The organism is Paenibacillus pinisoli (assembly GCF_003605435.1).
Classification (GTDB): domain Bacteria; phylum Bacillota; class Bacilli; order Paenibacillales; family Paenibacillaceae; genus Pristimantibacillus; species Pristimantibacillus pinisoli.
On sequence record NZ_QXQB01000001.1, the window covers coordinates 1,167,819 to 1,192,282 of the forward strand.

The window sequence follows — 24,464 nt, forward strand, 5'->3', positions numbered from 1 at the left end:
TTATTCCCCTCTCAGCCAGCGTACGGCATCTTTGGCATGGTACGTGATAATGATATCGGCTCCCGCTCTCTTCATGCTGGTCAGCTTCTCCAGCACAATAGAGCGCTCATCCACCCATCCGTTCGCGGCAGCAGCTTTGACCATCGAATATTCGGCGCTGACGTTATAAGCCACGACAGGAAGATCGAATTGCTCCTTGAGCGTCTTCACAATATCCAGGTAAGACAAAGCAGGCTTGACCATCAGCATATCGGCGCCTTCCGCTACATCGGATTCCGCCTCGCGGAGCGCTTCCCGCGAATTCGCCGGATCCATCTGATACGTCTTGCGGTCGCCGAATTGCGGCGCCGAATGCGCAGCGTCACGGAACGGGCCATAGAAGGCCGACGCATATTTGACCGAATAGGACATGATCGCGATATCGCTGTAGCCCGCTTCATCCAGACCCGCGCGGATTGCGTGCACGAATCCGTCCATCATGTTGGAAGGCGCGATGACGTCAGCGCCGGCTTCGGCCTGCGAGACGGCCGTGCGGACAAGCAGCTCCAGCGACTTGTCATTGTCCACAACCGCCACTCCGGTAGCTTCATCCTGATGGACGACTCCGCAATGACCATGGTCCGTAAATTGGCAGAGGCAAGTATCTGCAACAACAACCAGCTCAGGAGCCCAGCCCTTCACGGCGCGAATAGCCTCCTGCACGATGCCGTTCGGATCATAAGCCGATGAACCGTGCGCATCCTTATGATTCGGCACGCCGAACAATAGAACGGACTTGATGCCCAGCGCTGCGATCTCGCGAATCTCCGCCTCCAGCAAATCCATGGATAGATGGTATACGCCAGGCATGGATGGAATCTCTTCCTTGACCTCCTTGCCGTGGGTGACGAACAACGGATATATAAAATCATCTGCGCTAAGCGCAGTTTCGCGAACCAGGCTGCGAAGTCCGCCTGTTCTGCGCAATCTGCGATGTCTAACTATCGGGAAACTCATTTGCTCCCTCTCCTTTCCTGATTATAAACGGTGATGGCTGTCAGCAAGCTGTCAAGTGTCGAAGACTCCGCCTCAACCGTCGCATGCAGTCCTGCCTCTTTAATTGTTTTGGTTGTAATCGGCCCGATACTCGCGAGCGGTATGCCCCTGAGCAGCTCGACAGGCTCCTCGACGCCTCTGCGCCGCAATACTTCAAGCAAATTCGTAACGGTAGACGAGCTTGTAAAAGTAATCATATGAATGCCGCCCTCGCGCAGCCACTCCAGAGCCAGTTCGTCCTGCGTATCGGCAATTACCGTCTCATACACGTCAATCTCGACTGCCTCAACGCCCTTTGCCCTGAGCTCCTTCGGAAGAACCTCACGTGCCAGATCTCCCCGCGGGAGCAGCGCCTTGTCTCCAGGCTTCAGCCAATCGCTCACCCGATCCAGCAGCGACTCTGCATGGAACTGAACAGGCAGCTCCTCGACTGTCAGCCCCTTGGCGGCAAGCGCCTCCGCCGTCTTGGGTCCAACGGCGACGATTCGGGCAGCATGGAATCTCCGCATGTCGATGCCGAATCGACGCAAATAGCGGAAGAAATAATCGACTCCGTTCACGCTTGTGAACATGAGCCATTGATAGCTCTCGGCTTGCTCCAGGCTGGCCCGGATCGCATTGATGGTTTGCTCGTCCTGCGGTTCGCGGATCTCAATGACAGGAAATTCGCAAGGCTCTCCGCCCAGCGCCTCTATCGCATCCGCAAGCTCGCTCGCCTGCGGTCTTGCGCGGGTCACCATCACCCTCATCCCGAACAGCGGCTTGCTCTCATACCACTTCAGCTTCTCCCGCTGAAGGACAACCTCGCCGACGATAATGACGGCAGGAGGCTGAAAGTTCGCTTCCTTCACAATGCCTTCGATCGTCTCAAGCGTGCCGACAATCGTCTCCTGCTCGACCCTGGTTCCCCAGCGCACTAACGCGACCGGTGTCCCTGGCGGCTTGCCGTGCTTCATCAACTGTTCGGCAATATATCCAATTTTGGCTACGCCCATTAGAAACAACAACGTCCCTGTCGCATTGGTTACCTTGTCCCAATAGATTGAGCGGTCAAGCTTCTCCGGACTTTCATGCCCTGTCACAATGGACAAGGAGGAGGCCAGGTCGCGATGCGTCACCGGTATGCCCGCATAGGCCGGCACGGCGATAGCTGACGTTATGCCCGGCACGATATCATATTCAATGCCATTCTCCTGCAAGAGCTCCGCTTCTTCGCCAACCCGTCCGAATATCGTCGGATCGCCACCCTTCAGTCGAGTAACCGTCTTGCCTGCCAGCGCCAAGTCAACGAGGAGACGATTGATCTCCTCCTGCTTCATCGTATGGCGGTCCGGCAGCTTGCCGACATACACCATCTCGGCCCCCTGCTTCGCATGCCTCAGCAATCTGGGACTAGCGAGCCTGTCATAGACGACCACATCGCTATCCTTCAAGCACTCCAGTCCCCGTACCGTGATCAGCTTCGGATCACCGGGACCGGCGCCCACCAAATAAACCTTCCCCTTGTTCATGGCTTTAGCCCCCGATCTCCGCCAGAATGCGGTCGGCGCCGCTGGCAATCAGCGACTCGGCCACTTCCTTGCCCAGCTTCTCCGGATCCTTTCCTCGCTTAATCTCCTTCAAAAGCGTCTCGCCATCAGGAGATCCAACCATGCCGGTCAACTCCAGAAGCGGTCCATCCGCCTCTTCCGACACGATCGTCGCATAAGCGCCGATGGGAACCTGGCAGCCGCCGTTAAGCGTGCCGAGGAAGCTGCGCTCCGCACGTACAGTAATTTCAGTCTCACGGTCATTCAGAAGGGAGAGCAATTCTCTGATTTGCTCATCATTCTCTCTGCACTCAATCCCAAGCGCGCCTTGTCCGACAGCCGGAATACACACATCTTCCGGAATAAGCGCCGAGATGCGGTCCTCCCAGCCCATACGCGACAGGCCAGCGGCAGCAAGCACAACGGCATCGAAGCCTTCCGTCTCCAGCTTGCGGATGCGGGAGTCGATATTGCCGCGGATCGATTCCAGCTGCAAATCCGGCCTTCTGTTCTTGAGCTGGCTGGAACGGCGCAGGCTGCTTGTTCCGACGCGCGCTCCCTGCGGCAGCGAATCGAGATCCCCGCCCTCCTTTGTCACCAGGCAATCAAGCGGATTAACCCGTCTAGGCGTTGCGCCGTTCATTAAGCCTTCTTGCAGCTGGAACGGCATATCTTTCATGCTATGTACAGCTATATCGATCTCTCCGTCAAGCAGCGCCTGCTCGATTTCCTTCACGAACAGTCCTTTGCCGCCTACCTTGGACAACGTAACATCCAGAATCCGGTCGCCCTTTGTTACAATCTTGCGGATTTCAAATGTGTAGCCCAAACCTTCCTGCTCGCTGATGCGCTTCAATTCGTCTATGACCTGTCCTGTCTGCGTCAGCGCCAGCGCGCTTTGACGGGTTCCTACGACGATAACGCGTTGTCCATTCGAGTTGTTGCTCACGATAAAGCCCTCCCTTTAGTCCGTGCTATCAAACCCTTCAGCCATTGCTCCGGGGTTCTATCCTCTATCCCGGCTTCCAACACTTCCTTAGCCGCGAGCCTAAGCAGCTCTTCCTTCGCCTCGGAACTATCATCTCCGGCAAGTATCAGCTTGCGCAGCTCGCCAAGCCGCTCCGCCGCTTCCCCGTATCGATTCCCGTACCTTTCGTCGAGCTCCTTCTTCAGCGCCTTAGCCAGAGCAGGGCTGGCGCCGGAAGTCGTAACCGCCATGATGAGCGGCCCATTGCGCGTAACGGCTGGCGTAATGAAGCTCCCGCTTTCATAATCATCCGCTATGTTGGACAAGATGCCGAGCTTATCCGCTTCCTCGGCAAGGCTGGCATTAAGCGCATGATCGTCGGTCGCCGCAATCAAGAGCCACGCTTCCTCCAGGTCGCCTTGGGCATAAGGGCGGTTACGCCAGATCAATCGGCCGCCAGCAGCACAAGCTTCGATCTCCCTCGTCACATCAGGGCTGATCAATTCAATCCGGTCAGCGCCGGCCTCAATAAGCCCTCTCAGCTTCCTCTCGGCCACCTTCCCGCCGCCAACGATGATGCAGAGCCTGCCGGCCAGCCTTAAGGCTACAGGGTAGAAGCCGTGTCGCATACTGCCTTCCATCCAGTGCCCCCCCTTCCTGTTGCCGCTAATGGAATGAAGAAAATGAGTTCGTCAATAAGTTTAAGACTAACATACAAAAGGCAACGATATACAGCTTGGCCAACTGATGGCCGGGCCGATCTTTCACTGCCCGCTGATACACATAAGCAATATACATAATAAGGGAAGCGAAGGAGGTCAGCACCTTCCAATCCAGGAGCAGCATAGCCCTGCCCTCTACAATCAGCGATACCGTCGCAATCGCCAGCGACATCGCAAGCAAGGGAACGCCGATAATGACGGCGCGATCTGCAAAGCGCTCGATCGTATCCAAGCTGGGGTATCTGCGCACGACCTGTGACCAGCGCTTGCGCTTAAGGCGGTGATGCAGGAACAGATACATACCGGCCATCAGCGCTCCGATCGTCAGCGCGACGTATGCGCACAACACCAGGCTGATATGAACGATCAGCAGCTCTCTGGCTGCCTGCCAGGGCGCATAATCCATTCCGCCGCCCATTCCGCTGTACATATTTAAGGCCAATACCGCAAAGCTGACCACATTTACAAAAAACACAATATAATCAATATGGTAAAAACGGCTGATCACCAGTGATACTGTTGACAGCAGCCATGAGAACGCCAGCCAATACAGGAAGGTGTTCTGGTCGGGGTGTCCCAGATACAGCTTGGCTATCAAATAGCCAGTCTGCAATATCCATACAAAAACAAGGAGCCCTGTGCCTATCCGCTTCGCTTTCCGACTTGCATGCATAAAGTCGGAGAAGTAAAACAGCAGGCTCAGGGCGTAAATATAAAGTATCGCGTCGTACATCCAGTTAGCCGTTTCCATAGTTCCTCCACTTCACAGCCCTTCACGGATTGACAGGCGAAAACTTCGATATCAAAGTGATGAGCCGATTATGGACGGGCAAACGCCGGAGTGGCATTGGAATGCACAAGTTTGGGTTGTGCTGCAGCTGCCGGCTCCTGGGCCGCAGCCTTCTCCTGCTCGCGGGACTGCTCCAGCTGATTCTCCAGCGCAAACAGCTTCACGAACATGTCCATCGCTTCCTCAGCCCGTTTCTCGCCGGCCATCTCCTTGATCCGATGTATAGGATCCTGCATCATTTGATTCACGATGCTCTTGGTCAGCTTGCGAATAACCTTCATCTCATGCTCGTCCAGATCAGGCAGCTTGTTCGACAGGCTGTTCATCGTATCCTCATGGATCTCAGCCGACTTCGTCTGCAAGGCACGGATGAGCGGCACAACGCCGAGCGTCTTGTACCAGTGCTCGAACAGCTTGATCTCCTCTTCGATCATCACTTCAATCTTCGCCGCTTCCTGGCGGCGATGCTCCAGATTGCTTTGAACAATGCCCTCCAGATCGTCAATGTCGTACAGGAACACATTCTCTACCGCCGCAATGGTCGGATCCAAATCCCGCGGAACCGCAATATCGATCATAAAGAGCGGCTTCGACTTGCGGCGCCGCATCGCTTCCTGCACTTGCTCGCGGGTCAGCACATATCCGTTCGCTCCTGTGGAGCTGATAATAATATCTACCTCATGCAGCTTCTTGACTGCTTCTTCCATGGAACAAGGCACGCCATTGAACTTGTCCGCCAGCGCTGCGGCGCGATCGAACGTACGGTTGACGACCAGCACGCGGTCTGCGCCGTTCGCATACAGATGCTTGGCAGTAAGCTCGCCCGTCTCGCCCGCACCGATAACCATAACGGTCTTTTTGTTGAATTGGCCAAAAATTTGCTTGCCCAGCTCCACCGCCGCATAGCTGACGGATACCGCCGTCTCGCCAATCATCGTCTCGGAATGAGCGCGCTTGGCCATCGTTACGGCTTGCTTGAACAGCATATTGAAGATCGTGCCCGTCTTCTTGTCGGCTTGCGCCTGAAGGAAGGCGTTCTTCACTTGTCCCAAAATCTGAGTCTCGCCAATAACCATGGAATCCAGACCGCTGGTGACGCGGAATAGATGCTCGATGGCTTTGCCGTCCTCGTACATATATAAATGGTTCGTAAACTCCGCACGCGGCAGATTGAACCATTTCTCCATAAAGCTTCGGATATAATGACCGCACAGATGATGGCGATCCACTACGGCATAAATCTCTGTACGGTTGCACGTAGCTACAATGACACATTCCATAATGCTCTTCGTATCCATGAGGCCCTCAAGCGCAGCCGGAAGCTCATGCTCAGCGAATGCGAATTTCTCCCTCACTTCTACAGGAGCTGTCCTATAATTCAGACCTACTACGATAATGTGCATGTGCTTTTCTCCTGCTCCCTTCTGTTGCCAGTCCAATCCCTTGATGTTATCGAATATTATAGCATAGTTCGACATTCATATTGGTTTCATTTATGAATAATGTTTGAAAAATACATTCACAGTATACCCTGTATTCACAAAGAAATAACCATGGATTGGCTCCATGGTTATTCCCGTATCATACAATAATGAGCCTTACACAAGCTCGATTTGTTTCATCTTTGGTTCTTCGACTTGCAGCTCGCCCATGCCGCGAACCAGCTTCTTCGCATGGGTCGTCTTCGGCTTAAGCACCGTCAGCATGTAATCGATCGCGAGCTGAGGATCAACAGTTTCACCGCAGGTATAGCAGTCTAGCGCAGCAAAGCCTCTCTCAGGGTACGTATGAATCGAGAGGTGACTCTCCGACAGCAGCACGAGTACCGTAGCGCCTTGAGGTTCAAATTGTTTGGATTGTACCGACAATACAGTTGCGCCGCAAGCTTCTGCAGCCTCTACCATGTGAGATTGCAAAAATTCAGCGCTGTTCAGCAATTCAAAATCTACACCCCAAGCATCAACAGCAACGTGTCTTCCGAAAGTTGAGTATTCCATCTTCCGGTTCCCCCTTCCTAGGAATAAAATGTTTAAAAAATTTCATCCGCTAGGACCTACGTCATTCACTTCCCGAGGGATTAATCTCTCGCAACATAACTATGTCCTGAGTGAATCCTGGTTCCTAATATTGTACAGCAACAATGTTTTCAACGAGAATAAAAATAACATCTATCCGCGAGAAATGCAATAGTTTTTTTTGTTTAGGCTTCAATTGGCAGAATTACATCTCATCACGTATCAATCTATGTATACCCAGCATGTCCGGAAACCGTCTCAAGAAAAAAAGAAAGACCGGCATGCCGGTCTCTCTTCCTCGCTTCGGGCGTTCCCGTGAGCTCCTACGCTTCAAGCACGAACAGCTTGTGAGTAAGCTCCGTCAGCCTTTGGTCAATGGTGGCAATTTCGGCTCGATCGACTGTCTGGTTGCGCAGGTCAAGCAATTCATTCACTGCACCCTGAATCAATCCGATCTCCCGTTCAATCAGGCGGCTGCGGAATACGCGTTCTAATTGGCCCAGCGTATCCTTGTGCTCGAACACGACACGCTCGCCGGCTTCCGAGCTCTCCACAATCTTCTGAACGGCGCCGTTCCTATAGTGATAGATCATCGTATAATGGCTGTAAATGCGGTTGACGATCGCGTTGCCACGGAAAGCAGTTACCGCTTTGCGCAGCGCGTTGGTCAGCTTAGGTTCTACAAGACGGCAAGAAAGCTCGCAAACATAATAGTCTTGCCTTCGCTCGAAGGTCAATCTGACTTGTTCCCTCCCTGCGATATCGTGAAGAAGCAGTTCCTGATTGCCGTTATCAAGCACCAATACCTGCATGCGCAGCTGCTGATCCTCCATAAAAGCGATGAACCTTGTCATTTCTTCTTGATTTAACTGCAGTTTGGCATTTACATACTCTGTGGCTAGCCGCTTAGCCATAAAAATCTCCTCAATTCTTTGAGACCCCACCGGCTTAGGCGCCAGTAGCAGCCTTTTCAGCATTGCTTATGTTTATTATACGTGATCCATCGTTTTTATTCCTGCCGGCCAGCGTTCATTTTTGCGCATATTTCAAGAAAAATCGGGGGATTCCAGAAGGAATCGCAACAATTGCACTGTATTCTCTAAATTATATGAGAACTTCCCGTGCTTTCTGCCTTATGTGGCAATCGCTTCGTTAATGACATCCCAAAGCTGCTCGCGGCCAAGCCCTGTCTCGGAGGAGAAGAGCACGACTGAATCTCGCGGATCGGCTTCAAGCGTCGTTTTGATCATTTTGATATGCTTGTCCCACTTCGAGCGCGGAATCTTGTCGGCTTTTGTCGCCACGATGCAAGTAGGGATCTCAAAATGCTTGAGCCAGTTGTACATAAGCACATCATCCTTGGACGGCTCATGGCGAATATCGATGACCAAAAGCTGCAGCTTGAGCGGCTCGCGTTCCTGCAGATAGGTTTCGATCATTTCTCCAAACTTTTCGCGTTGTGTCTTCGACACTTTGGCATACCCGTAGCCCGGAAAGTCGACCAGATAGATCATATCGTTCACACGGTAGTAGTTAAGCTGCTGGGTTTTGCCAGGCTGCGAGCTCGTTCTTGCCAAGTTTTTACGCATGATTAGCTTATTAATTAGGGATGACTTCCCGACGTTGGAACGCCCCGCCAGAGCAACCTCTGGCAAGGCGTCCTCCGGATATTGATCCGGTCTGACTGCGCTGATAATAAATTGTACGTCCATAATCTTCATGAAATTATTGTCCCTGCCCTCTCCTCAGTTGCCGCCGGCAGCAAGGCGTGCTTAAGCACTTCTTCCATTTGCGCTACCGGCACAAAGTCCAGCTCGCTGCGAATGCTGTCCGGTATATCCCGCAAATCGCGCTCGTTGTCTTTGGGCAACAGCACTTTCTTAATGCCGGCGCGATGAGCCGCCAGCGACTTTTCCTTCAATCCGCCAATCGGCAGCACCCGGCCCCGCAGCGTAATCTCGCCCGTCATCGCCACTTCCTTGTCGACATAACGGTTCGTCAGCGCCGAGATAAGCGCTGTCGCCATCGTAATGCCCGCGGACGGTCCATCCTTCGGAATGGCGCCTTCAGGAATATGAATATGAATGTCGTTCTTCTCATGGAATTGAGGATCGATGCCTAACTGCTCCGCCTGGGAGCGCGTAAAGCTGAAGGCGGCCTGCGCGGACTCCTTCATGACATCGCCCAGCTTGCCCGTTAAGGTCAGCTTGCCGCTGCCCGGCATCACCGTTACTTCGATGACCAGCGTATCGCCGCCCACCTCGGTCCATGCCAGCCCAGTAACGGCGCCTACCTGATTCTCGCTCTCGGCAAGCCCGTACCTGAACTTCGGCGGTCCGATCCATTCCTTGATCTGCTCCACATCAACGGTCAGGGGCTCTTCGGATTCGCGATTTTCCTCAGCTACAAAATGCTTGGCCGCCTTCCGGCATACCGCAGCAATCTGCTGCTCCAGATTGCGCACGCCCGATTCCCGCGTATATTCGCGAATCAGAAGCTGCAGCGCCTCTTCCGTTACAATTAGCTGATCCTCGCGAAGCCCATGCTCCCGTTTCTGCTTGGGCAGCAAATAACGGACGGCGATCTGGTGCTTCTCGATTTCGGTATAACCCGGAATATAAAGCACTTCCATCCGGTCCAGCAACGGGCGTGGGATTGTATGAAGAGCATTGGCTGTCGTCACGAACATGACATTAGAGAGATCGAACGGCACCTCGATGTAATGATCGCTGAACGTGCTGTTCTGCTCCGGATCCAGCACCTCCAGCATGGCTGATGCGGGATCGCCGCGGAAGTCGGAGGCCATTTTGTCGATCTCATCAAGCAGGAATACCGGATTCAGGCTTCCTGCAGTCTTCATGCCCTGCATGATCCTCCCTGGCATCGCGCCTACATAAGTGCGGCGATGGCCCCGAATCTCCGCCTCGTCTCTGACGCCGCCGAGCGAGATGCGGACGAACTTGCGTCCAAGCGACTTGGCGACGGAGCGGGCAAGCGATGTTTTGCCGACGCCCGGCGGTCCCACCAGACACAGGATCGGCCCCTTCAGCTTCTTCACGAGCTGCTGTACGGCCAAATACTCAAGCACGCGCTCCTTCGGCTTCTCCAGTCCATAATGGTCATCATTGAGGATTTCTTCAGCCTTGGACAGGCTGAGATCGTCTTCCGTTAATTTGTTCCAAGGCAAAGCAAGTAACCAATCGATATAATTCCGAATGACGCCTCCCTCGGCAGAGGACGGCGGCATCTTCTCCAAACGGTCGATCTCCTTGTTAACCTTCTCCATGACAGACTCAGGCACGCCCGCCTCTGCCAGCTGCGTACGAAGCTCTTCGGCCTCGCCTGCACGGCCTTCCTTGTCGCCAAGCTCCTTCTGGATCGCCTTCATCTGCTCGCGCAAATAATATTCCTTCTGCGTCTTCTCCATCTGCTTCTTGACGCGCTGATTGATCTGGCGCTCCAGCTCAAGCACCTCGCGCTCATTGTTCAGCAGATCAAGCAGCCGCTCCAGCCTTGCTGCAACATCGATCGTCTCCAGAATGTCCTGCTTATCCTTGATCTTAAGCGACAGATGGCTGGTAATGACATCCGCCAGCCGGCCCGGATCGTCGATATCCGAGACAGCCGCATAAGTCTCCGGCGTCACCTTTTTGGATAAGGATATGTAATGCTCGAACTGGCTCAGCACTGTCCGCATCAACGCATCCACTTCCGGATCATCCGTCTCCTGCTCAGGAAGCTCCTTCGCCAGCACCTCATAGAATTGATCGTTCTGCACGTAGCTCTGTACTTCTGCCCGCACGACGCCTTCCACCAGAACACGGATGGTTCCGTTCGGAAGCTTAAGCATTTGGCGCACTTTCGCAATGGTGCCGATTTTATAGATATCCTCTTCGGTCGGATCTTCAATATTCACTTCCGACTGCGAGCAAAGCAGGATCATATGATCCTCTACCATCGCTCTCTCCAGCGCGCGAACCGATTTGTCCCTGCCCACATCCAGGTGGAGCACCATGCTGGGATACACGAGCAGCCCTCTTAGGGGAAGCAAGGGCAGACGACGACCTTTCGATTTGCCAGGTCCCATACCAGCACCTCCATTCATTAACATCTACCTTATATTATCATTCAGCTGAATCAGCCTGCAAATACGGAACGTTCGTCGAGATATAAGTTTCTGTTCCAAATGGCTTCTCGGCCTGCTCCTCCGCCCGCACCGACTGCGGGAAGACGAGGTCAAACACTTCTTCTACCTTATCGACCGGGATGACTTTAAGTCCGTCCAAATCGCCAAAAATCGCCTGCCAATTCTCTTTCGGAATAATGACTTGCACTGCGCCGGCCTGGAATGCCGCCTCGACCTTCGCCAGCACCCCGCCGACCGGCTTCACATTGCCGTGAATGCCAACCTCGCCCGTCATAGCAAGCTTGTTGTCAATTGGAACGCCAGTTATAGCGGAAGCAATTGCAGTTGCCATCGCAATGCCGGCAGACGGGCCATCGATTGGCGTTCCGCCAGGGAAATTGATGTGCAAATCATAATCCTGCGGGCGAAGCCCAATGCGCCTCAGAACCGTCAGCACGTTCTCTACGGAACCCTTCGCCATGCTCTTGCGGCGCAGCGTTCGCGAGCCTCCGCCAAGCTCCTCCTCATCGACGACACCCGTGATTGTAAATTGCCCTTTGCCTTTCACCGCTTCAATCGCGCTTACTTCAATCTCCAGCAGCGTTCCCATATTCGGCCCGTATACGGCAAGGCCGTTCACAAAGCCCACTTGCGGCTCGCTTGGCACCTTGCGGTCCGGACGCGGAGGTATCTGGCTGCTGTTCACCACCCATTCAATATCGGATGCTGAAATCTGATCGCGTTTCTCTGACAAGGCTACGCCTGCCGCCAGCTGGATGACATTGACCGCTTCCCTGCCGTTTGTTGCATATCGCTTCACTACATCGATGGCTTCCGGGCATGGCCCGAAGCCGATTTTTTTTACGGCATTCTCCGCTACCAGCGAAATCTCCTCCGCCAGCAGGGGGCGGAAGTAAACCTCCATACAGCGCGAGCGGATCGCAGGCGGTATCTCCTGCGGCGAACGCGTTGTTGCGCCTACCAGACGGAAGTCCGCAGGCAGGCCGTTTTGGAAAATATCATGGATGTAAAGCGGAATATTGGCATCCTCTGAATTGTAATACGCGCTCTCCAAAAACACCTTCCGGTCTTCGAGCACTTTTAACAGCTTATTCATCTGAACGGGATGCAATTCGCCGATTTCGTCGATGAACAGGATGCCCCCATGCGCTTTCGTAACAGCTCCCGGCTTAGGCTGCGGAATGCCCGCAACCCCCATCGCTCCCGCACCCTGATAGATAGGATCGTGAACAGAGCCGATCAGCGGATCGGCAATGCCCCTCTCGTCGAACCTCGCTGTAGTCGCATCGATCTCGGTAAATTTCGCCTCCGGGAGAAACGGGGATGAAGGGTTCTTCTTCGCCTCCTCCAGCACGACACGGGCAGCAGCCGTCTTGCCGACGCCCGGCGGCCCATAGATGATAACATGCTGAGGGTTCGCGCTGCAAAGCGCTGCTTTGAGCGCTCTGAGGCCGTCACGCTGGCCAATTATATCTCCCATCGTCTGCGGCCTTGTCTTCTCTGCCAGAGGTTTCGTCAGCGAGACGGATCTCAGCTTCCTCAGCTTATCCATTTCCTTCTTCGATTCGCGATCCACCGCTGAGCGGTTCGTCTTCTGATTCCGAAGCAAATTCCAGAAATACAGACCAATGACAACCGCAAAAAACACTTGAACCAACATTAATACTAGACTTAAATTCATTTCTCACCCGCTCCTTTCAAGCGCAAACATAAGACGGCGGTTATTGGCGTACTGCGAGATTGTTGTAGTTCGTCCGTCAACATTATCCGTATTAAGTCAGTATTGCCTCTTGCCATTCGGAATAATCGCCGCTATCCATGGAAAATAGCAAATTCCACATCCTTCTCTCGATCCGCCAAAGAAAAAAGGCTGGTACACACGGACTGCTCTCCCTGACCTCTCTTGTCCTTGCCGCATAACTTGTCAATATCAACAGGAAGGGAGGAGATTCTTTGAGCGAGAGAAGCAATGGACCGCATGATGCAAACTCTAATGCACAAACAGGGACTGACGGTGAACACAGCGCTGCAGGCATCAATGGGCAAATGGATCAATCTCAAAGCTCCGCAACGGGCAAGGTGGTGCAAGGCGCTTTGGAACGCAGCAGAGATGACGCAAATGGAACGGATGGCGCAAAAAGCAAAGAGGCTTCGCCGGACTTTGGAGACAAGGATGCGCTAGCATTCTATGTTGCCGGCCTAGACTGGCCTAATGGAGTGGCAATGCTGCTGAAGGAGATCATCACCTCGTACAAAAACAAAAGGAAAAATAAAACATAAAAGCCGCAATGGACGAGCATGACAATCATCATGCTGAATACAACCACGACAAGGAAGGATTCCCATCATAAATTCGACTGGGATCAACCCGCATTCGAGCTTGTTCTGGAGTTCTGCCTATAACCTGCTGCAAACACAAATAAGAGGACTCTCCCCCTGCAGGGTGAAGTCCTCTTAACGTTCCAGCAACGATTAAGCGTGAGCGTGATTTTTGCGGCCCGGAATTTCACCAGTCTCCTCAAATACACGTACGATCACATCGATTTCCTTCTTCAATTCGTTAAGCAATTCCGCCTCAGGCACCTTGCGGATCATCTCTCCATAGCGGAACAGCATACCTTCGCCGCGAGCGCCGGCTATGCCGATATCCGCTTCGCGCGCTTCGCCCGGCCCGTTCACCGCGCAGCCAAGCACGGAAACTTTGATCGGCACCTTGATCTTCGAAATGTACTCTTCCACTTCATTGGCAATCGAGAACAGGTCGATATCCAGACGCCCGCAAGTCGGGCAAGAAACAAGCGTAGCCGCATTCGTAATGAGGCCGAACGTCTTCAGCAGCTCCCTGGCAACCTTCACTTCCTCGACAGGGTCTGCGCTTAAGCTGATGCGCACCGTATTGCCGATGCCCATGGACAGAAGCGCGCCGATGCCTGCAGAGCTCTTGATCGTGCCGGAATGGAGCGTGCCCGCTTCTGTAATGCCAAGGTGCAGCGGATATTTGATCTTCTCCGCGGCCATGGTGTATGCCGCAATCGCCATCGGCACGTCGGATGCCTTAAGCGACACGATGATATCGTGGAAGTCCAGCTCCTCCAGAATGCCGATATGGAACAATGCGCTCTCTACCATAGCCTCCGGTGTCGGATAGCCGTACTTCTCCAGCAGGTGGTTCTCAAGTGAACCTGCATTGACGCCGATTCGAATCGGAATGCCCTTCTCCTTGCAGGCTTTGACAACGGCTTCTACCTTCTCGCGGCGGCCGATATTGCCCGGATTGATTCTGACTTTATCAATCCCATTCTCGATCGCAGCCAGCGCAAGGCGGTAATCGAAATGAATATCCGCAACTAACGGAATATGAATGCGTTTCTTTATTTCTTTAATTGCATCCGCGGCTTCCTTGTTATTCACGGTTACGCGTACGATCTGACAGCCTGCTTCCTCCAGTCGCAAAATCTCCGCGACGGTAGCTTCAACGTCGGCTGTCTTGGTCGTGCACATGCTTTGAATAATAACTTCATTGCTGCCGCCGATCGTCAGATCCCCAACCTTAACCGCAACTGTGTCCTGACGCAAATACATAAGTGATCTCTCCCATCAAACGTATAAGACCCATTAACCTCAGGGTGTTCTGCCACACATGCCAACCGATATGGTATATGAATGGAATTTAAATCACTTATATTATCTTATATTGAATCACGAAAGTCCACCCCGTGACCGGGCGAGAACGCACGAAGGTCACGGGGTGGACTCGTTATGCTAAAGTGAAATTAAGCACTCTCTTCCTTTTTCTTGCCTTTCTTGGCGGACAGCTCAGGCATGATTTTATCCTGTACCGATTTCTCGGTAATGAGGCAAGTGCTGACGTCGTCGCGCGACGGAACTTCGTACATGACCTCAAGCATAATGCCCTCGATAATCGCACGAAGTCCGCGTGCGCCTGTGTTGCGCTTAATCGCTTCCTTCGCGATAGCATCGAGTGCCGCCGGTTCGAAGTCGAGCTTCACATTGTCCATCTCGAGCAGCTTCTGGTACTGCTTCACAAGCGCATTCTTCGGCTCGGACAGAATCCGGACGAGAGCTTGCTCATCAAGCGGCTCCAGTGTAGAGATGACAGGAAGACGTCCTACGAATTCCGGAATCAGACCGAACTTCAGCAGATCTTCCGGCAATACCATGCCCAGGTATTCGCCTGGCTTCAGATCCTTTTGCGTCTCGCCGGAGGAGTTGAAGCCGATCACTTTCTTGCCGATACGGCGTTTGATCAGCTGCTCCAGGCCATCGAACGCGCCGCCGCAGATGAACAGGATGTTCGTCGTATCGATCTGAATAAATTCTTGATGAGGATGCTTGCGGCCGCCCTGCGGCGGTACCGATGCAACCGTACCCTCCAAGATTTTCAGAAGCGCTTGCTGCACGCCTTCGCCGGATACGTCGCGCGTAATGGACGGATTCTCCGATTTGCGAGCCACTTTATCGATCTCGTCGATATAGATTATGCCGCGCTCTGCTTTCTCCACGTCGTAATCCGCAGCTTGGATCAGCTTAAGCAGAATGTTCTCGACGTCCTCGCCGACATAACCCGCTTCTGTAAGAGAAGTGGCGTCCGCGATTGCGAATGGCACGTTCAAAATCTTTGCCATGGTCTGCGCCAGAAGCGTCTTGCCGGAGCCCGTAGGACCCAGAAGCAAGATATTGCTCTTCTGAAGCTCGACATCTTCGATTTTGCTGCCGGAATTAATCCGTTTGTAATGGTTGTATACCGCTACAGACAACGATTTCTTCGCGGACTCCTGGCCGATAACATAAGAATCCAGAATCGCACGGATATCCTTTGGCTTCGGAATATCCTTCAGATCGAGCTCTTCTTCATTGCCGAGCTCCTCTTCTACGATTTCTGTACACAGCTCGATGCATTCATCACATATATATACGCCTGGACCGGCAACCAGCTTGCGCACCTGATCCTGGGATTTTCCGCAGAACGAGCATTTCAATTGGCCTTTCTCGTCATTGAACTTAAACATGCACTCACCCCTTCTTATAAGTCTTCGTTCATTATACGAGGCCCGGCGAAGTAATGACCTTGTCGATCAAACCATAGGCCAAAGCCTCTTCCGCGCTCATGAAATAGTCGCGATCGGTATCGCGGTCGATTTTCTCGTACGGTTGTCCGGTACGGTCGACATAGATTTGATTCAGCTTCTGTTTGGTTTTCAAAATCCAGTCAGCATGAATCTTAATGTCTGTTGCTTGACCGCGCACTCCGCCAAGCGGCTGGTGAATCATTACTTCGGCATTAGGCAGCGCAAATCGTTTGCCCTTGGCGCCCGCCGTCAGCAGGAGAGAGCCCATGCTAGCGGCCATGCCCATGCAGATCGTGGATACATCCGGCTTGATGTATTGCATCGTATCGAATATCGCCATGCCCGCCGTTACTGAACCGCCGGGGGAGTTAATGTATAGATGAATGTCCTTCTCCGGATCGTCGGCCGCCAGGAAAAGCAGCTGGGCGATAACAGAGTTCGCGACGTCATCATCAATCGCGCTTCCGAGAAAAATAATGCGATCCTTCAGCAAACGGGAGTAGATGTCATAGGACCGCTCTCCACGATTCGTCTGTTCAACTACAATCGGTACCAGATTCATGCGACCAACCTCTTTTCGTTTTGGAGTGTATATTGCTACCTCATTGTATCACGTACCTGTAGTTCATGTCATTTTTCCGAATAGTACAGTATACGGCGAGGGCCTATCGATATGTACGCGGATTATCCGCAAATGCAAAACCTAAAAACGAATATGTAGGGTAAAAATAAGGCACGTAGTATGCACGCGCCTTATCTTGGGGTACTTCCTATTCTTCTATACCAGCCTTATGGCCGGGGATGTCTTACGCTGTTTTGCTGTTCTCAAGAAGGAACTGAATCGTTTTGCGAAGCAGAATGTCTTCTTGCAGGTTGCTGATGTTGCCGTTCTTCTCGAAGATGTCGCGCAGTTCTTCGGCAGGACGGTTGTATTGCTTGGACAGCTTCTCCAGCTCTTCCGTCAGATCAGCGTCAGTCGCCTCGAAGCCTTCTGCCTTAGCGATTGCTTCCAGCACCAGGTTGTTGCGTACGCGCTTCTCTGCGTCGGAACGCATTTGGCCGCGAAGAACTTCTTCGTTTTGGCCGGAGAACTGGTAGTACAGGTCAAGGTTCATGCCTTGCATGCGCAGGCGGTTTTCGAAATCCTTCACCATGTAGTCAGTTTCAGTGTCGATCATTGCTTCCGGAATTTCCACTTCAGCAGCTGCAGTCGCTTTGTCTACGACAGCTACTTCACGAGCTTGCTCCGCTTCTTTCTCCTTGCGCTCTTTCAGATTGCCAGCAAGATCTTGCTTATACTCTTCAAGCGTATCGAATTCGCTGACGTCTTTGGCGAACTCGTCGTCAAGAGCAGGCAGCACTTTGCGCTTCAGTTCATGAAGCTTAACTTTGAACACGGCAGGCTTGCCTGCCAGATGCTCAGCGTGGTAGCTCTCAGGGAACGTTACTTCTACGTCCTTGAAGTCGCCAAGCTGCATGCCAACCACTTGCTCCTCGAAGCCAGGGATGAACGAGCCGGAACCGAGCTCCAGGGAGTAGCGCTCGCTGTAGCCGCCTTCGAATTGCTCGCCGTCTACATATCCGTCGAAGTCAATTACGGAGATGTCGCCGTTTTGGGCAGCGCCTTCCTCAACAACGCTCAGCTCAGCATGACGTCCTTGCAGACGCTCCAGCTCAGCCGCGATTTCTTCTTCAGTCACTTCCGCTTGAACGGCTTCAATCTCAAGGCCTTTGTATTCGCCAAGCTTAACTTCAGGCTTAACGGTTACTTTTGCCGTGAATTTGAAGGATTGGCCCTTCGCGAATTGCGTAACGTCAATCTCAGGACGGTCAACCGGCTCAAGATTGTTTTCTTTCACAACAGCTGTGTACACTTCAGGCAGCAGGATGTCGATTGCGTCCTGATACAGGCTTTCTACGCCAAAGCGGGATTCAAAAATCCCCCGCGGCACTTTGCCTTTGCGGAAGCCAGGCACGTTAACCTTAGCCGCCACTTTCTTAAAGGCTTGATCAAGAGCGGTCGTTACTTTCTCCGCTTCAACCTCAACGTCGATCGAGACGAGGTTCTTGTCTATTTTTTCCCAAGTTGCTTTCATTTTATGCCTTCCCCTCCAAAAATGCGCATGCATCACAAGTTTTCACGTTACATAAACCATTCCATTATAAACAAGATGGACAAGCTTTTCAAGGCTAGCCTTCATCGCCGCCAGATTGGAGCAGCATAGCCACTCCGCGAAGCGTTCTGCACGCTTGCTCATACCGGAATCTGAGGCTGTCCGTAATGCCGTATGTATCCCGAATATCATCGTCGTTCGCCGATCCGTAGACCGTCAAATTCAGGGTCAGATGCAGCGCCGCCGCATAGCAATCGACCGTCTCGTCATTGTCGTGCAGCATCCATCTGTAAGCGGAAGTGCCGTACAAATATTCCAGGCTTTCCTTCCACAGCTCCCTGGCAAAATGCGGCAGCGTCGGATCATCCGTCTCCGCCACCGTCGCCGTTCGATCCAAAATGCGGCCGATCGGCTGCGGGAACTCGTCCAGGGACAGCGGTGTCGCTTCTATTTCCAGCTCGACATGCTCGTCCAACCGCTGAAGCATCAGCAAGCCAGATGCCCCGCGCTTGCGCAAGCATTGCAGCGCTTTGAATTGCAGAAGCGGATGAATCGTTTCGGTGTTCAGCCATTGCAATATGGTATCAGTCACTTGACCATCTTCTATGTATACCGCTCTCTCCAGCGCCAGCATCTGCTGATCCATCATGGGATGATGCTGCATAATATACATCACCTGATGAATGTAAGCCTCGTCTTGTACGGGCGGCTTGAGCAATTGCTCTCTCATCGTAGCTTCTTCATTCTCCGCTGCGTCCGGCTCGGCACCGGCGCTTCTCTCCGTATCGTCAGGGAAGGCCATCTCCAGCCAGCCCAGCAGACTGTCCCATTCTTCATAATGCCGCTTCTCCTGCCCTTGGCATTGCAGCAGGAAGGCGAGAAGCTCCTTCGCTTCGCGGTATTGCTCCGCCTCCAGCATCCGGGTCAATTGAATCTGATACTGATCCAGCATGCTGGGAAATAGATATACGTTGTCTTTGCCCTCTGTGTGAGGATCTTGAGGAGTTGTAATGATAACACCGCCTTCGAGTAACTCCTTTATTGCTTCAGGAATCAGCCTGTAATCTTGCGTACGATTATACCACGCCTAGTCCCAAGAAAAAAATGTCGAACTTTTTTTTAGAAAATCCAAAATTAGGCTTGCAATAGCTCTAAAGAGCATGCTATATTATTAATCACGCGTCCCAGTAGCTCAGTTGGATAGAGCACTCGCCTTCTAAGCGAGTTGTCGGGGGTTCGAATCCCTCCTGGGACGCCATAGCATTGTACACACAGCTGCTCTGTGAGCCGAAATTCGGCTTGTGAGCAGCTTTTTTTGTTGTTCAGGAATGTGTTTGGCGTGCGAATGCGAGCGGTGATTGCCATGGCGTGCCACACAGATGCTCTATGCCGGGTTTCTCGGCTTGCAGATGCTCCTGGCGCGGCTACGAGTGCTCTATGCCGAGTTTCTCGGCTTACAGATGCTCCGTACGCTAACGCGAGTACTCTATGCCGAGTTTCTCGGCTTGCAGATGCTCCTGGCGCGGCTACGAGTGCTCTATGCCGAGTTTCTCGGCTTGCAGTCGCTCCTGGCGCGGCCACGGATGCTCTATGCCGAGTTTCTCGGCTTGCAGATGCTCCGTACGCTACCGCGAGTACTCTATGCCGAGTTTCTCGGCTTACAGTTGCTCCGTGCGCTACCGGCGAGTGCTCTATGCCGAGTTTCTCGGCTTACAGATGCTCCGTACGCTAACGCGAGTACTCTTTGCCGAGTTTGTCGGCTTACAGATACTCTGTACGCTACCGGCGAGTGCTCTATGCCGAGTTTCTCGGCTTGCAGATGCTTCGTTCGCTACCGTGAGTACTCTATGCCGAGTTTCTCGGCTTGCAGTTTCTCCAACGCAACTCGCGGATGCTCTATGCCGAGTTTCTCGGCTTACAGATGCTCCGTACGCTAACGCGAGTACTCTATGCCGAGTTTCTCGGCTTGCAGTTTCTTCAACGCAACTCGCGGATGCCCTATGCCGAGTTTCTCGGCTTGCAGTTCCTCCGGGGCGCGACAAGTTGGTGCTCTGGCCGCGCGTCGGCTTGCAGCCTCCACCTATGTACCCATTACGCCTATGCCCGAAACGGAAGCAACAAAAACTCCTCGTACAAATCGCGCGAGGAGTCCATGTAGACGGCTAACCCGCCTGGTTCAAATGTCCTAATACTTGCTAGATACAAAACTAAAACAAACTTCGAAGCTAACTGATCAATGGACAACAAGTTCCACTGACTACTCTTCTGCTTCTCAAGCGCAACATGTTCTACAGCTGCTCGCCCGCACCTTAAGCTCAACAACCATTGACTACTCTCCCGCTCCTCAAGCACAACAAGCTCCACCAGTTACTCTCCCGCTGCTCAAGCGCAACAAGCTCCACTGGTTACTCTCCCGCTCCTCAAGCTCAACAAGTTCCACTGACTACTCTTCTGCTTCTCAAGCACAACAAGTTCCACTGGTTACTCTGCCGCTGCTCAAGCGCAACAAGCTCCACTAATTACTCTCCCGCTCCTCAAGCGCTACAAGTTCCGCTAGCTGACTATTCTACTCCCCTAGCGCAAACTTGCGAAGCTGTTCGATCTTCGCTTCAGTCAGCTCGCCGCTGTTGTCGAAGATGAGGATGCTGCTTTCCGGAATGTCCCAGTTGATGGCCGGCACAAAATCGACGCGTTTCTGGAAATCGCCCCAATTGTCCAGCTTCCACGTATCGCGCTCCGTACCCCTAGCGACAATTCGGCTATGCTGCAGCTCCATGTCCTGCAATGTAACGACAATAACCTTCACATCGACCTGCTCTTTCGTCAGCTTCGCTGCAGCTAGCACGTCTTCGATCCATTCACGGTTTTTCAGCTCTGCTGTAAACGGGGAGATCATAAAGACGTTTTGCCCCGCAGCCAAGTTCTCGATACAGACATCCTTGGCCGAGTCGTATTCCAGATCACGCAAGTTTTGCTTATAGAAATCGGAATCGCGGTCCTTCGGGTCCATCCCCTTCATCTCAAGGATCGCTTCCACAAATCGCCCGCCAATCGTATCACGGTCCAGAAACGCCGCCGGAATAAACTCGCTCAGCTTAAGCGCCACCGTCGTCTTCCCTGTTCCTGCTACTCCTACAAAAAACACCAGCTTCTGCATCCAATCCGCCCCCACAACTTTTTAGGACAAATTATACCATGGATGACTCTCAAAGAGTATCAGCAAGCGCAGCTTCCACATCGCGCCTGACATCATCGTCCGCCAGAATGCTCTCTTGCAGCGATTGCCGCTCTGTCTTCTCTCCAGGCTCTATCGCTGAGGAAGTAATATCCTCGAAGGCTTGATGCAGATTGTTGTCGAACCAGTCCGTCTCCCGGTCCGCATCATTGCGCAGCACCGACCGCAGGACAGCAATTCCGCCCTCATTCGCAAAATAAGCTAGCACCACCGGAGCGGATGCCGAATCCGTCTCCACTTCCACCTCTGCGCATGGCTCGCCATCCCGGCTCACAATCCCTCTTACCCGAGCGCTTCTCACGTTCACTTCTTCTCTCACTCCTTCCACCAGTTAAAATAGTCCCATCGATTCAATATGCCGCTTCGTCTCGCTTGTGCCGCATTCATGCAGCAGCCGATAGATACGGCCAATAATGTCGTCGGTCGCGCCGTTCAGCACATCATCATTGTCGGGCGAGAAGGGGCTTCCCGCAAAATGAAAGGTCTGAGCCTCATCCATAGACGCCAGCTCTTCAAACAGTTCCCTGAGCGCATTGACTTGATCCTCGTTCGCGTGAATTTCCAGCTCGTAGGCCGCCGCCCCTTGATCCTCTAATATTTGACCAGCCTGTACGGATACATAAAAGGTTTTGCTGCCTTCAAATCTTTCTTCGTGACGATGCTCATCCATTATTCCATATCCATTCCTTCCGTTATCATATTGCCTCTTAGCGACATACCGTTCCCCCTTAGCTTCCCCCGCCGGACAGACATTTTATCCCTTTTTTCAGCATATAACTGTTATTATCGCAACTGGAGTCCAGCAAAGAGAGGAATGAGACAGATGTGCGGAATAACCGGCTGGATTGATTGGAACAGCGACTTGACCAGAGAAAGCGACAATCTGGAGCGCATGACGGACACACTCGCCCCGCGCGGCCCCGATGCGGCGGGAACCTGGATTACAACCCACTGCGCGCTCGGACATCGCCGGCTCTCGGTTATGGATCCGGAGAACGGCGCCCAGCCCATGATTCGGTACACGGGAGACGATCAATATGTAGTCGTCTATAACGGAGAGCTATATAACGCTCCGGAGCTGAAGAGGGAGCTGGAGAGCCGCGGGCGCTCCTTTACGACAACCTGCGACACGGAAGTGCTGCTTGTCGCTTTTATGGAGTGGGGCAGAGCTTGCGTGGAGCGATTCAACGGCATATTCGCCTTTGCCATATGGGATGTAACGGCCCAGGAGCTGTTCCTCGCAAGAGACCGGCTTGGCGTGAAGCCGCTATTCTTCAGCAATCGGGACGATTTGTTTATTTTTGGTTCAGAGCCAAAATGCATTTTGGAGCACTCCGCAGTCAAAGCGGAGGTTGGAGCGGAAGGCCTAGCCGAAATCTTCGTCATGGGACCGGCGCGCACGCCAGGCCACGGCGTATATAAAGACTTAAGCGAGCTTAAGCCCGGACAATGCATGGTCGTGAACCGTGCAGGCGTGAAGACGATCACGTATTGGCAGCTTCGAAGCACCCCGCATGAGCATAATGTGCAGCAAACGGCCCAGCATGTCAGAGGGCTGCTGGAGGATACGGTCATCCGCCAGCTTATTTCCGATGTGCCCGTATGCACGCTGCTGTCAGGCGGCCTAGATTCAAGCGCGCTGACGACGATTGCAGTCAACTACTACGCCAAGAACGGGCAAGGCAACGTCCATACGTATTCTGTGGATTACCGCGATAACGACAAGCACTTCCAGGCGCATGCCTTCCAGCCCAACAGCGATGCGCCATGGATCGAGCGGATGACCTCGCATCTCGGCACGGTCCATCATTCGATCCAGTTCGATACGCCGGAGCTGGTCGCAGCGCTGCACCATGCTACGCTTGCCCGCGACTTGCCGGGCATGGCCGATGTGGACGCTTCCCTGCTGCTCTTCTGCCATGAAATCAAGAAAGGCGCCACCGTCGCCATCTCCGGAGAGGCCGCTGACGAAATATTCGGCGGATACCCGTGGTTCCACCGGGAGGAAGCGCTGAAGGCCGATACCTTCCCTTGGTCGCTTGCGACAAAGATGCGCGCAGATCTGCTGTCCCCCGAGGTTGCAGCATGGATCAAGCCAGAGCAATATATCGGCGACCGGTACGCCGACGCAGTGGCGGAGGTTCCGCAGCTGGATGGCGATGACGAGGTCCGCAAGCGGATGCGGCGCATGTCTTATTTGAACATAACGCGTTTTATGCCTACGCTGCTGGACCGGAAGGACCGGATGAGCATGGCTGCAGGGCTTGAGGTTCGCGTCCCCTTTTGCGACCATCGGCTGGTGGAGTATGTTTGGAACATTCCGTGGGAAATCAAGGCTTCAGGCGACCGGGAAAAAGGCATCCTGCGACAGGCCCTGCAAGGCATTCTGCCGGATGACGTCCTGTGGAGAAAGAAAAGCCCGTACCCGAAAACGCATAACCCTAATTATTTGACAGCAGTCAAGGGCCTGCTGCTGGATGTGCTGAATGACCCTTCCTCCCCGCTGCTTCCCTTAATCAATGCCAAAAAAGTGAGGGAGCTTGCGGAATCGGAAAGCGCCAGCTCGAACATTCCCTGGTTCGGCCAGCTCATGTCCGGCCCGCAGCTGTTCGCTTATCTGTATCAGGTCAATTTGTGGCTGAAGCAATACAACGTTTCCGTCGGTTGACGTAGGCCAAAAGAAGGGCTGCCCTCAAGTCATAATGACTTGCGGCAGCCCTATTCGCATTCTATTGCCTTGCTATCGCCAGCCAGCCGATGCTGGACAAGGGCGTGGATCAGGCGTCAGGCGTCATCTCGCAGTTCCTGCGAATAACTATG

21 protein-coding genes and 1 tRNA gene are annotated in these 24,464 nt (G+C 53.2%); 3 read left to right on the plus strand and 19 right to left on the minus strand.

From position 1 onward, the window contains the following. The 11 genes from hemB to lonB all read right to left on the minus strand — a co-directional run bounded on the left by hemB (position 1) and on the right by lonB (position 12,886). Positions 1-996, minus strand: coding sequence for a porphobilinogen synthase (gene hemB / locus D3P09_RS05510; protein ID WP_120107858.1), 996 nt, complete (start codon positions 994-996; stop codon positions 1-3). Further along, positions 993-2,546 carry a uroporphyrinogen-III C-methyltransferase gene (gene cobA / locus D3P09_RS05515; protein ID WP_120107860.1) on the minus strand — a complete coding sequence of 518 codons (1,554 nt, stop codon included), beginning with the start codon at positions 2,544-2,546 and terminating at the stop codon, positions 993-995. The genes hemB and cobA overlap by 4 nt, the downstream gene beginning before the upstream one ends. A gap of 4 nt (positions 2,547-2,550) precedes the next feature. Then, the gene (gene hemC / locus D3P09_RS05520; protein ID WP_424452118.1) at positions 2,551-3,516 is read right to left on the minus strand and encodes a hydroxymethylbilane synthase; all 966 of its coding nucleotides are present in this window, start codon (positions 3,514-3,516) and stop codon (positions 2,551-2,553) included. Further along, positions 3,510-4,172: a precorrin-2 dehydrogenase/sirohydrochlorin ferrochelatase family protein gene (locus D3P09_RS05525; protein ID WP_120107864.1), complete on the minus strand. Its 663-nt coding sequence runs from the start codon at positions 4,170-4,172 to the stop codon at positions 3,510-3,512. Before D3P09_RS05525 ends, hemC begins: the two co-directional genes overlap by 7 nt. A 25-nt stretch (positions 4,173-4,197) precedes the next feature. Beyond that, a complete protein-coding gene (ccsA, locus tag D3P09_RS05530; RefSeq protein WP_120107865.1) occupies positions 4,198-5,004 on the minus strand; it encodes a cytochrome c biogenesis protein CcsA in 807 nt (268 codons plus the stop codon). 68 nt (positions 5,005-5,072) lie between these two features. Beyond that, the gene (gene hemA, locus D3P09_RS05535) at positions 5,073-6,446 is read right to left on the minus strand and encodes a glutamyl-tRNA reductase (RefSeq protein WP_120107867.1); all 1,374 of its coding nucleotides are present in this window, start codon (positions 6,444-6,446) and stop codon (positions 5,073-5,075) included. Positions 6,447-6,641: 195 nt separating this feature from the next. Next, positions 6,642-7,040: an adenosylmethionine decarboxylase gene (speD, locus tag D3P09_RS05540; protein ID WP_120107868.1), complete on the minus strand. Its 399-nt coding sequence runs from the start codon at positions 7,038-7,040 to the stop codon at positions 6,642-6,644. A gap of 341 nt (positions 7,041-7,381) precedes the next feature. Beyond that, positions 7,382-7,972 carry a non-ribosomal peptide synthetase module gene (locus tag D3P09_RS05545; RefSeq protein ID WP_120107870.1) on the minus strand — a complete coding sequence of 197 codons (591 nt, stop codon included), beginning with the start codon at positions 7,970-7,972 and terminating at the stop codon, positions 7,382-7,384. Positions 7,973-8,191: 219 nt separating this feature from the next. Then, complete coding sequence (gene yihA / locus D3P09_RS05550) at positions 8,192-8,779, minus strand: ribosome biogenesis GTP-binding protein YihA/YsxC (protein WP_120107872.1); 588 nt, start codon at positions 8,777-8,779, stop codon at positions 8,192-8,194. Further along, a complete protein-coding gene (lon, locus tag D3P09_RS05555; RefSeq protein WP_120107874.1) occupies positions 8,776-11,145 on the minus strand; it encodes an endopeptidase La in 2,370 nt (789 codons plus the stop codon). The genes yihA and lon overlap by 4 nt, the downstream gene beginning before the upstream one ends. Positions 11,146-11,182: 37 nt before the next feature. Further along, positions 11,183-12,886, minus strand: coding sequence for an ATP-dependent protease LonB (gene lonB / locus D3P09_RS05560; protein ID WP_120107876.1), 1,704 nt, complete (start codon positions 12,884-12,886; stop codon positions 11,183-11,185). Positions 12,887-13,158: 272 nt separating this feature from the next. Between lonB and D3P09_RS05565 the strand changes: the two genes are divergently transcribed. Beyond that, the gene (locus D3P09_RS05565) at positions 13,159-13,485 is read left to right on the plus strand and encodes a hypothetical protein (protein WP_120107878.1); all 327 of its coding nucleotides are present in this window, start codon (positions 13,159-13,161) and stop codon (positions 13,483-13,485) included. 192 nt (positions 13,486-13,677) lie between these two features. On the opposite strand, the gene ispG is transcribed toward D3P09_RS05565, so the two are convergent. The 5 genes from ispG to D3P09_RS05590 all read right to left on the minus strand — a co-directional run bounded on the left by ispG (position 13,678) and on the right by D3P09_RS05590 (position 19,361). Further along, positions 13,678-14,787, minus strand: a complete 1,110-nt coding sequence (gene ispG, locus D3P09_RS05570) for a flavodoxin-dependent (E)-4-hydroxy-3-methylbut-2-enyl-diphosphate synthase (protein ID WP_120107879.1) — start codon at positions 14,785-14,787, stop codon at positions 13,678-13,680. A gap of 191 nt (positions 14,788-14,978) precedes the next feature. Then, positions 14,979-16,235, minus strand: a complete 1,257-nt coding sequence (gene clpX / locus D3P09_RS05575) for an ATP-dependent protease ATP-binding subunit ClpX (RefSeq protein ID WP_120107881.1) — start codon at positions 16,233-16,235, stop codon at positions 14,979-14,981. A gap of 31 nt (positions 16,236-16,266) precedes the next feature. After that, positions 16,267-16,857, minus strand: coding sequence for an ATP-dependent Clp endopeptidase proteolytic subunit ClpP (gene clpP, locus D3P09_RS05580; protein WP_120107882.1), 591 nt, complete (start codon positions 16,855-16,857; stop codon positions 16,267-16,269). Positions 16,858-17,101: 244 nt separating this feature from the next. Continuing rightward, positions 17,102-18,391 (minus strand): trigger factor, encoded by a 1,290-nt coding sequence (gene tig / locus D3P09_RS05585; RefSeq protein ID WP_120107884.1) that lies wholly within the window; start codon positions 18,389-18,391, stop codon positions 17,102-17,104. Between the two features lie 94 nt (positions 18,392-18,485). Then, positions 18,486-19,361 carry a hypothetical protein gene (locus tag D3P09_RS05590; RefSeq protein WP_120107885.1) on the minus strand — a complete coding sequence of 292 codons (876 nt, stop codon included), beginning with the start codon at positions 19,359-19,361 and terminating at the stop codon, positions 18,486-18,488. 229 nt (positions 19,362-19,590) lie between these two features. Here D3P09_RS05590 and D3P09_RS05595 point away from each other — a divergent pair. Continuing rightward, positions 19,591-19,667: transfer RNA gene (locus D3P09_RS05595), tRNA-Arg, on the plus strand. Positions 19,668-20,975: 1,308 nt separating this feature from the next. Here the strand turns inward: D3P09_RS05595 and D3P09_RS05605 are convergent. The 3 genes from D3P09_RS05605 to D3P09_RS05615 are packed head-to-tail and all read right to left on the minus strand — an operon-like array spanning position 20,976 to position 22,314. Next, positions 20,976-21,566, minus strand: coding sequence for a P-loop nucleotide/nucleoside kinase family protein (locus tag D3P09_RS05605; RefSeq protein ID WP_120107888.1), 591 nt, complete (start codon positions 21,564-21,566; stop codon positions 20,976-20,978). A gap of 49 nt (positions 21,567-21,615) precedes the next feature. Next, on the minus strand, positions 21,616-21,951 hold the full coding sequence (locus D3P09_RS05610) for a hypothetical protein (protein WP_120107890.1): 336 nt from the start codon (positions 21,949-21,951) through the stop codon (positions 21,616-21,618). A gap of 24 nt (positions 21,952-21,975) precedes the next feature. Further along, positions 21,976-22,314, minus strand: coding sequence for a hypothetical protein (locus D3P09_RS05615; RefSeq protein WP_120107891.1), 339 nt, complete (start codon positions 22,312-22,314; stop codon positions 21,976-21,978). 153 nt (positions 22,315-22,467) lie between these two features. Here D3P09_RS05615 and asnB point away from each other — a divergent pair, with 153 nt between their 5' ends. Further along, a complete protein-coding gene (asnB, locus tag D3P09_RS05620) occupies positions 22,468-24,312 on the plus strand; it encodes an asparagine synthase (glutamine-hydrolyzing) (RefSeq protein ID WP_120107893.1) in 1,845 nt (614 codons plus the stop codon). Positions 24,313-24,464 lie beyond the last annotated feature (152 nt).

What these genes read in the sequence shown, in the direction of transcription:
- hemB (WP_120107858.1), bottom strand. Translation starts at nt 996, where the DNA reads ATGAGTTTCCCGATAGTTAGACATCGCAGATTGCGCAGAACAGGCGGA.
- cobA (WP_120107860.1), bottom strand. Translation starts at nt 2,546, where the DNA reads ATGAACAAGGGGAAGGTTTATTTGGTGGGCGCCGGTCCCGGTGATCCG.
- D3P09_RS05525 (WP_120107864.1), bottom strand. Translation starts at nt 4,172, where the DNA reads ATGGAAGGCAGTATGCGACACGGCTTCTACCCTGTAGCCTTAAGGCTG.
- ccsA (WP_120107865.1), bottom strand. Translation starts at nt 5,004, where the DNA reads ATGGAAACGGCTAACTGGATGTACGACGCGATACTTTATATTTACGCC.
- hemA (WP_120107867.1), bottom strand. Translation starts at nt 6,446, where the DNA reads ATGCACATTATCGTAGTAGGTCTGAATTATAGGACAGCTCCTGTAGAA.
- speD (WP_120107868.1), bottom strand. Translation starts at nt 7,040, where the DNA reads ATGGAATACTCAACTTTCGGAAGACACGTTGCTGTTGATGCTTGGGGT.
- D3P09_RS05545 (WP_120107870.1), bottom strand. Translation starts at nt 7,972, where the DNA reads ATGGCTAAGCGGCTAGCCACAGAGTATGTAAATGCCAAACTGCAGTTA.
- yihA (WP_120107872.1), bottom strand. Translation starts at nt 8,779, where the DNA reads ATGAAGATTATGGACGTACAATTTATTATCAGCGCAGTCAGACCGGAT.
- lon (WP_120107874.1), bottom strand. Translation starts at nt 11,145, where the DNA reads ATGGGACCTGGCAAATCGAAAGGTCGTCGTCTGCCCTTGCTTCCCCTA.
- lonB (WP_120107876.1), bottom strand. Translation starts at nt 12,886, where the DNA reads ATGAATTTAAGTCTAGTATTAATGTTGGTTCAAGTGTTTTTTGCGGTT.
- ispG (WP_120107879.1), bottom strand. Translation starts at nt 14,787, where the DNA reads ATGTATTTGCGTCAGGACACAGTTGCGGTTAAGGTTGGGGATCTGACG.
- clpX (WP_120107881.1), bottom strand. Translation starts at nt 16,235, where the DNA reads ATGTTTAAGTTCAATGACGAGAAAGGCCAATTGAAATGCTCGTTCTGC.
- clpP (WP_120107882.1), bottom strand. Translation starts at nt 16,857, where the DNA reads ATGAATCTGGTACCGATTGTAGTTGAACAGACGAATCGTGGAGAGCGG.
- tig (WP_120107884.1), bottom strand. Translation starts at nt 18,391, where the DNA reads ATGAAAGCAACTTGGGAAAAAATAGACAAGAACCTCGTCTCGATCGAC.
- D3P09_RS05590 (WP_120107885.1), bottom strand. Translation starts at nt 19,361, where the DNA reads ATGCTGGATCAGTATCAGATTCAATTGACCCGGATGCTGGAGGCGGAG.
- D3P09_RS05605 (WP_120107888.1), bottom strand. Translation starts at nt 21,566, where the DNA reads ATGCAGAAGCTGGTGTTTTTTGTAGGAGTAGCAGGAACAGGGAAGACG.
- D3P09_RS05615 (WP_120107891.1), bottom strand. Translation starts at nt 22,314, where the DNA reads ATGGATGAGCATCGTCACGAAGAAAGATTTGAAGGCAGCAAAACCTTT.
- asnB (WP_120107893.1), top strand. Translation starts at nt 22,468, where the DNA reads ATGTGCGGAATAACCGGCTGGATTGATTGGAACAGCGACTTGACCAGA.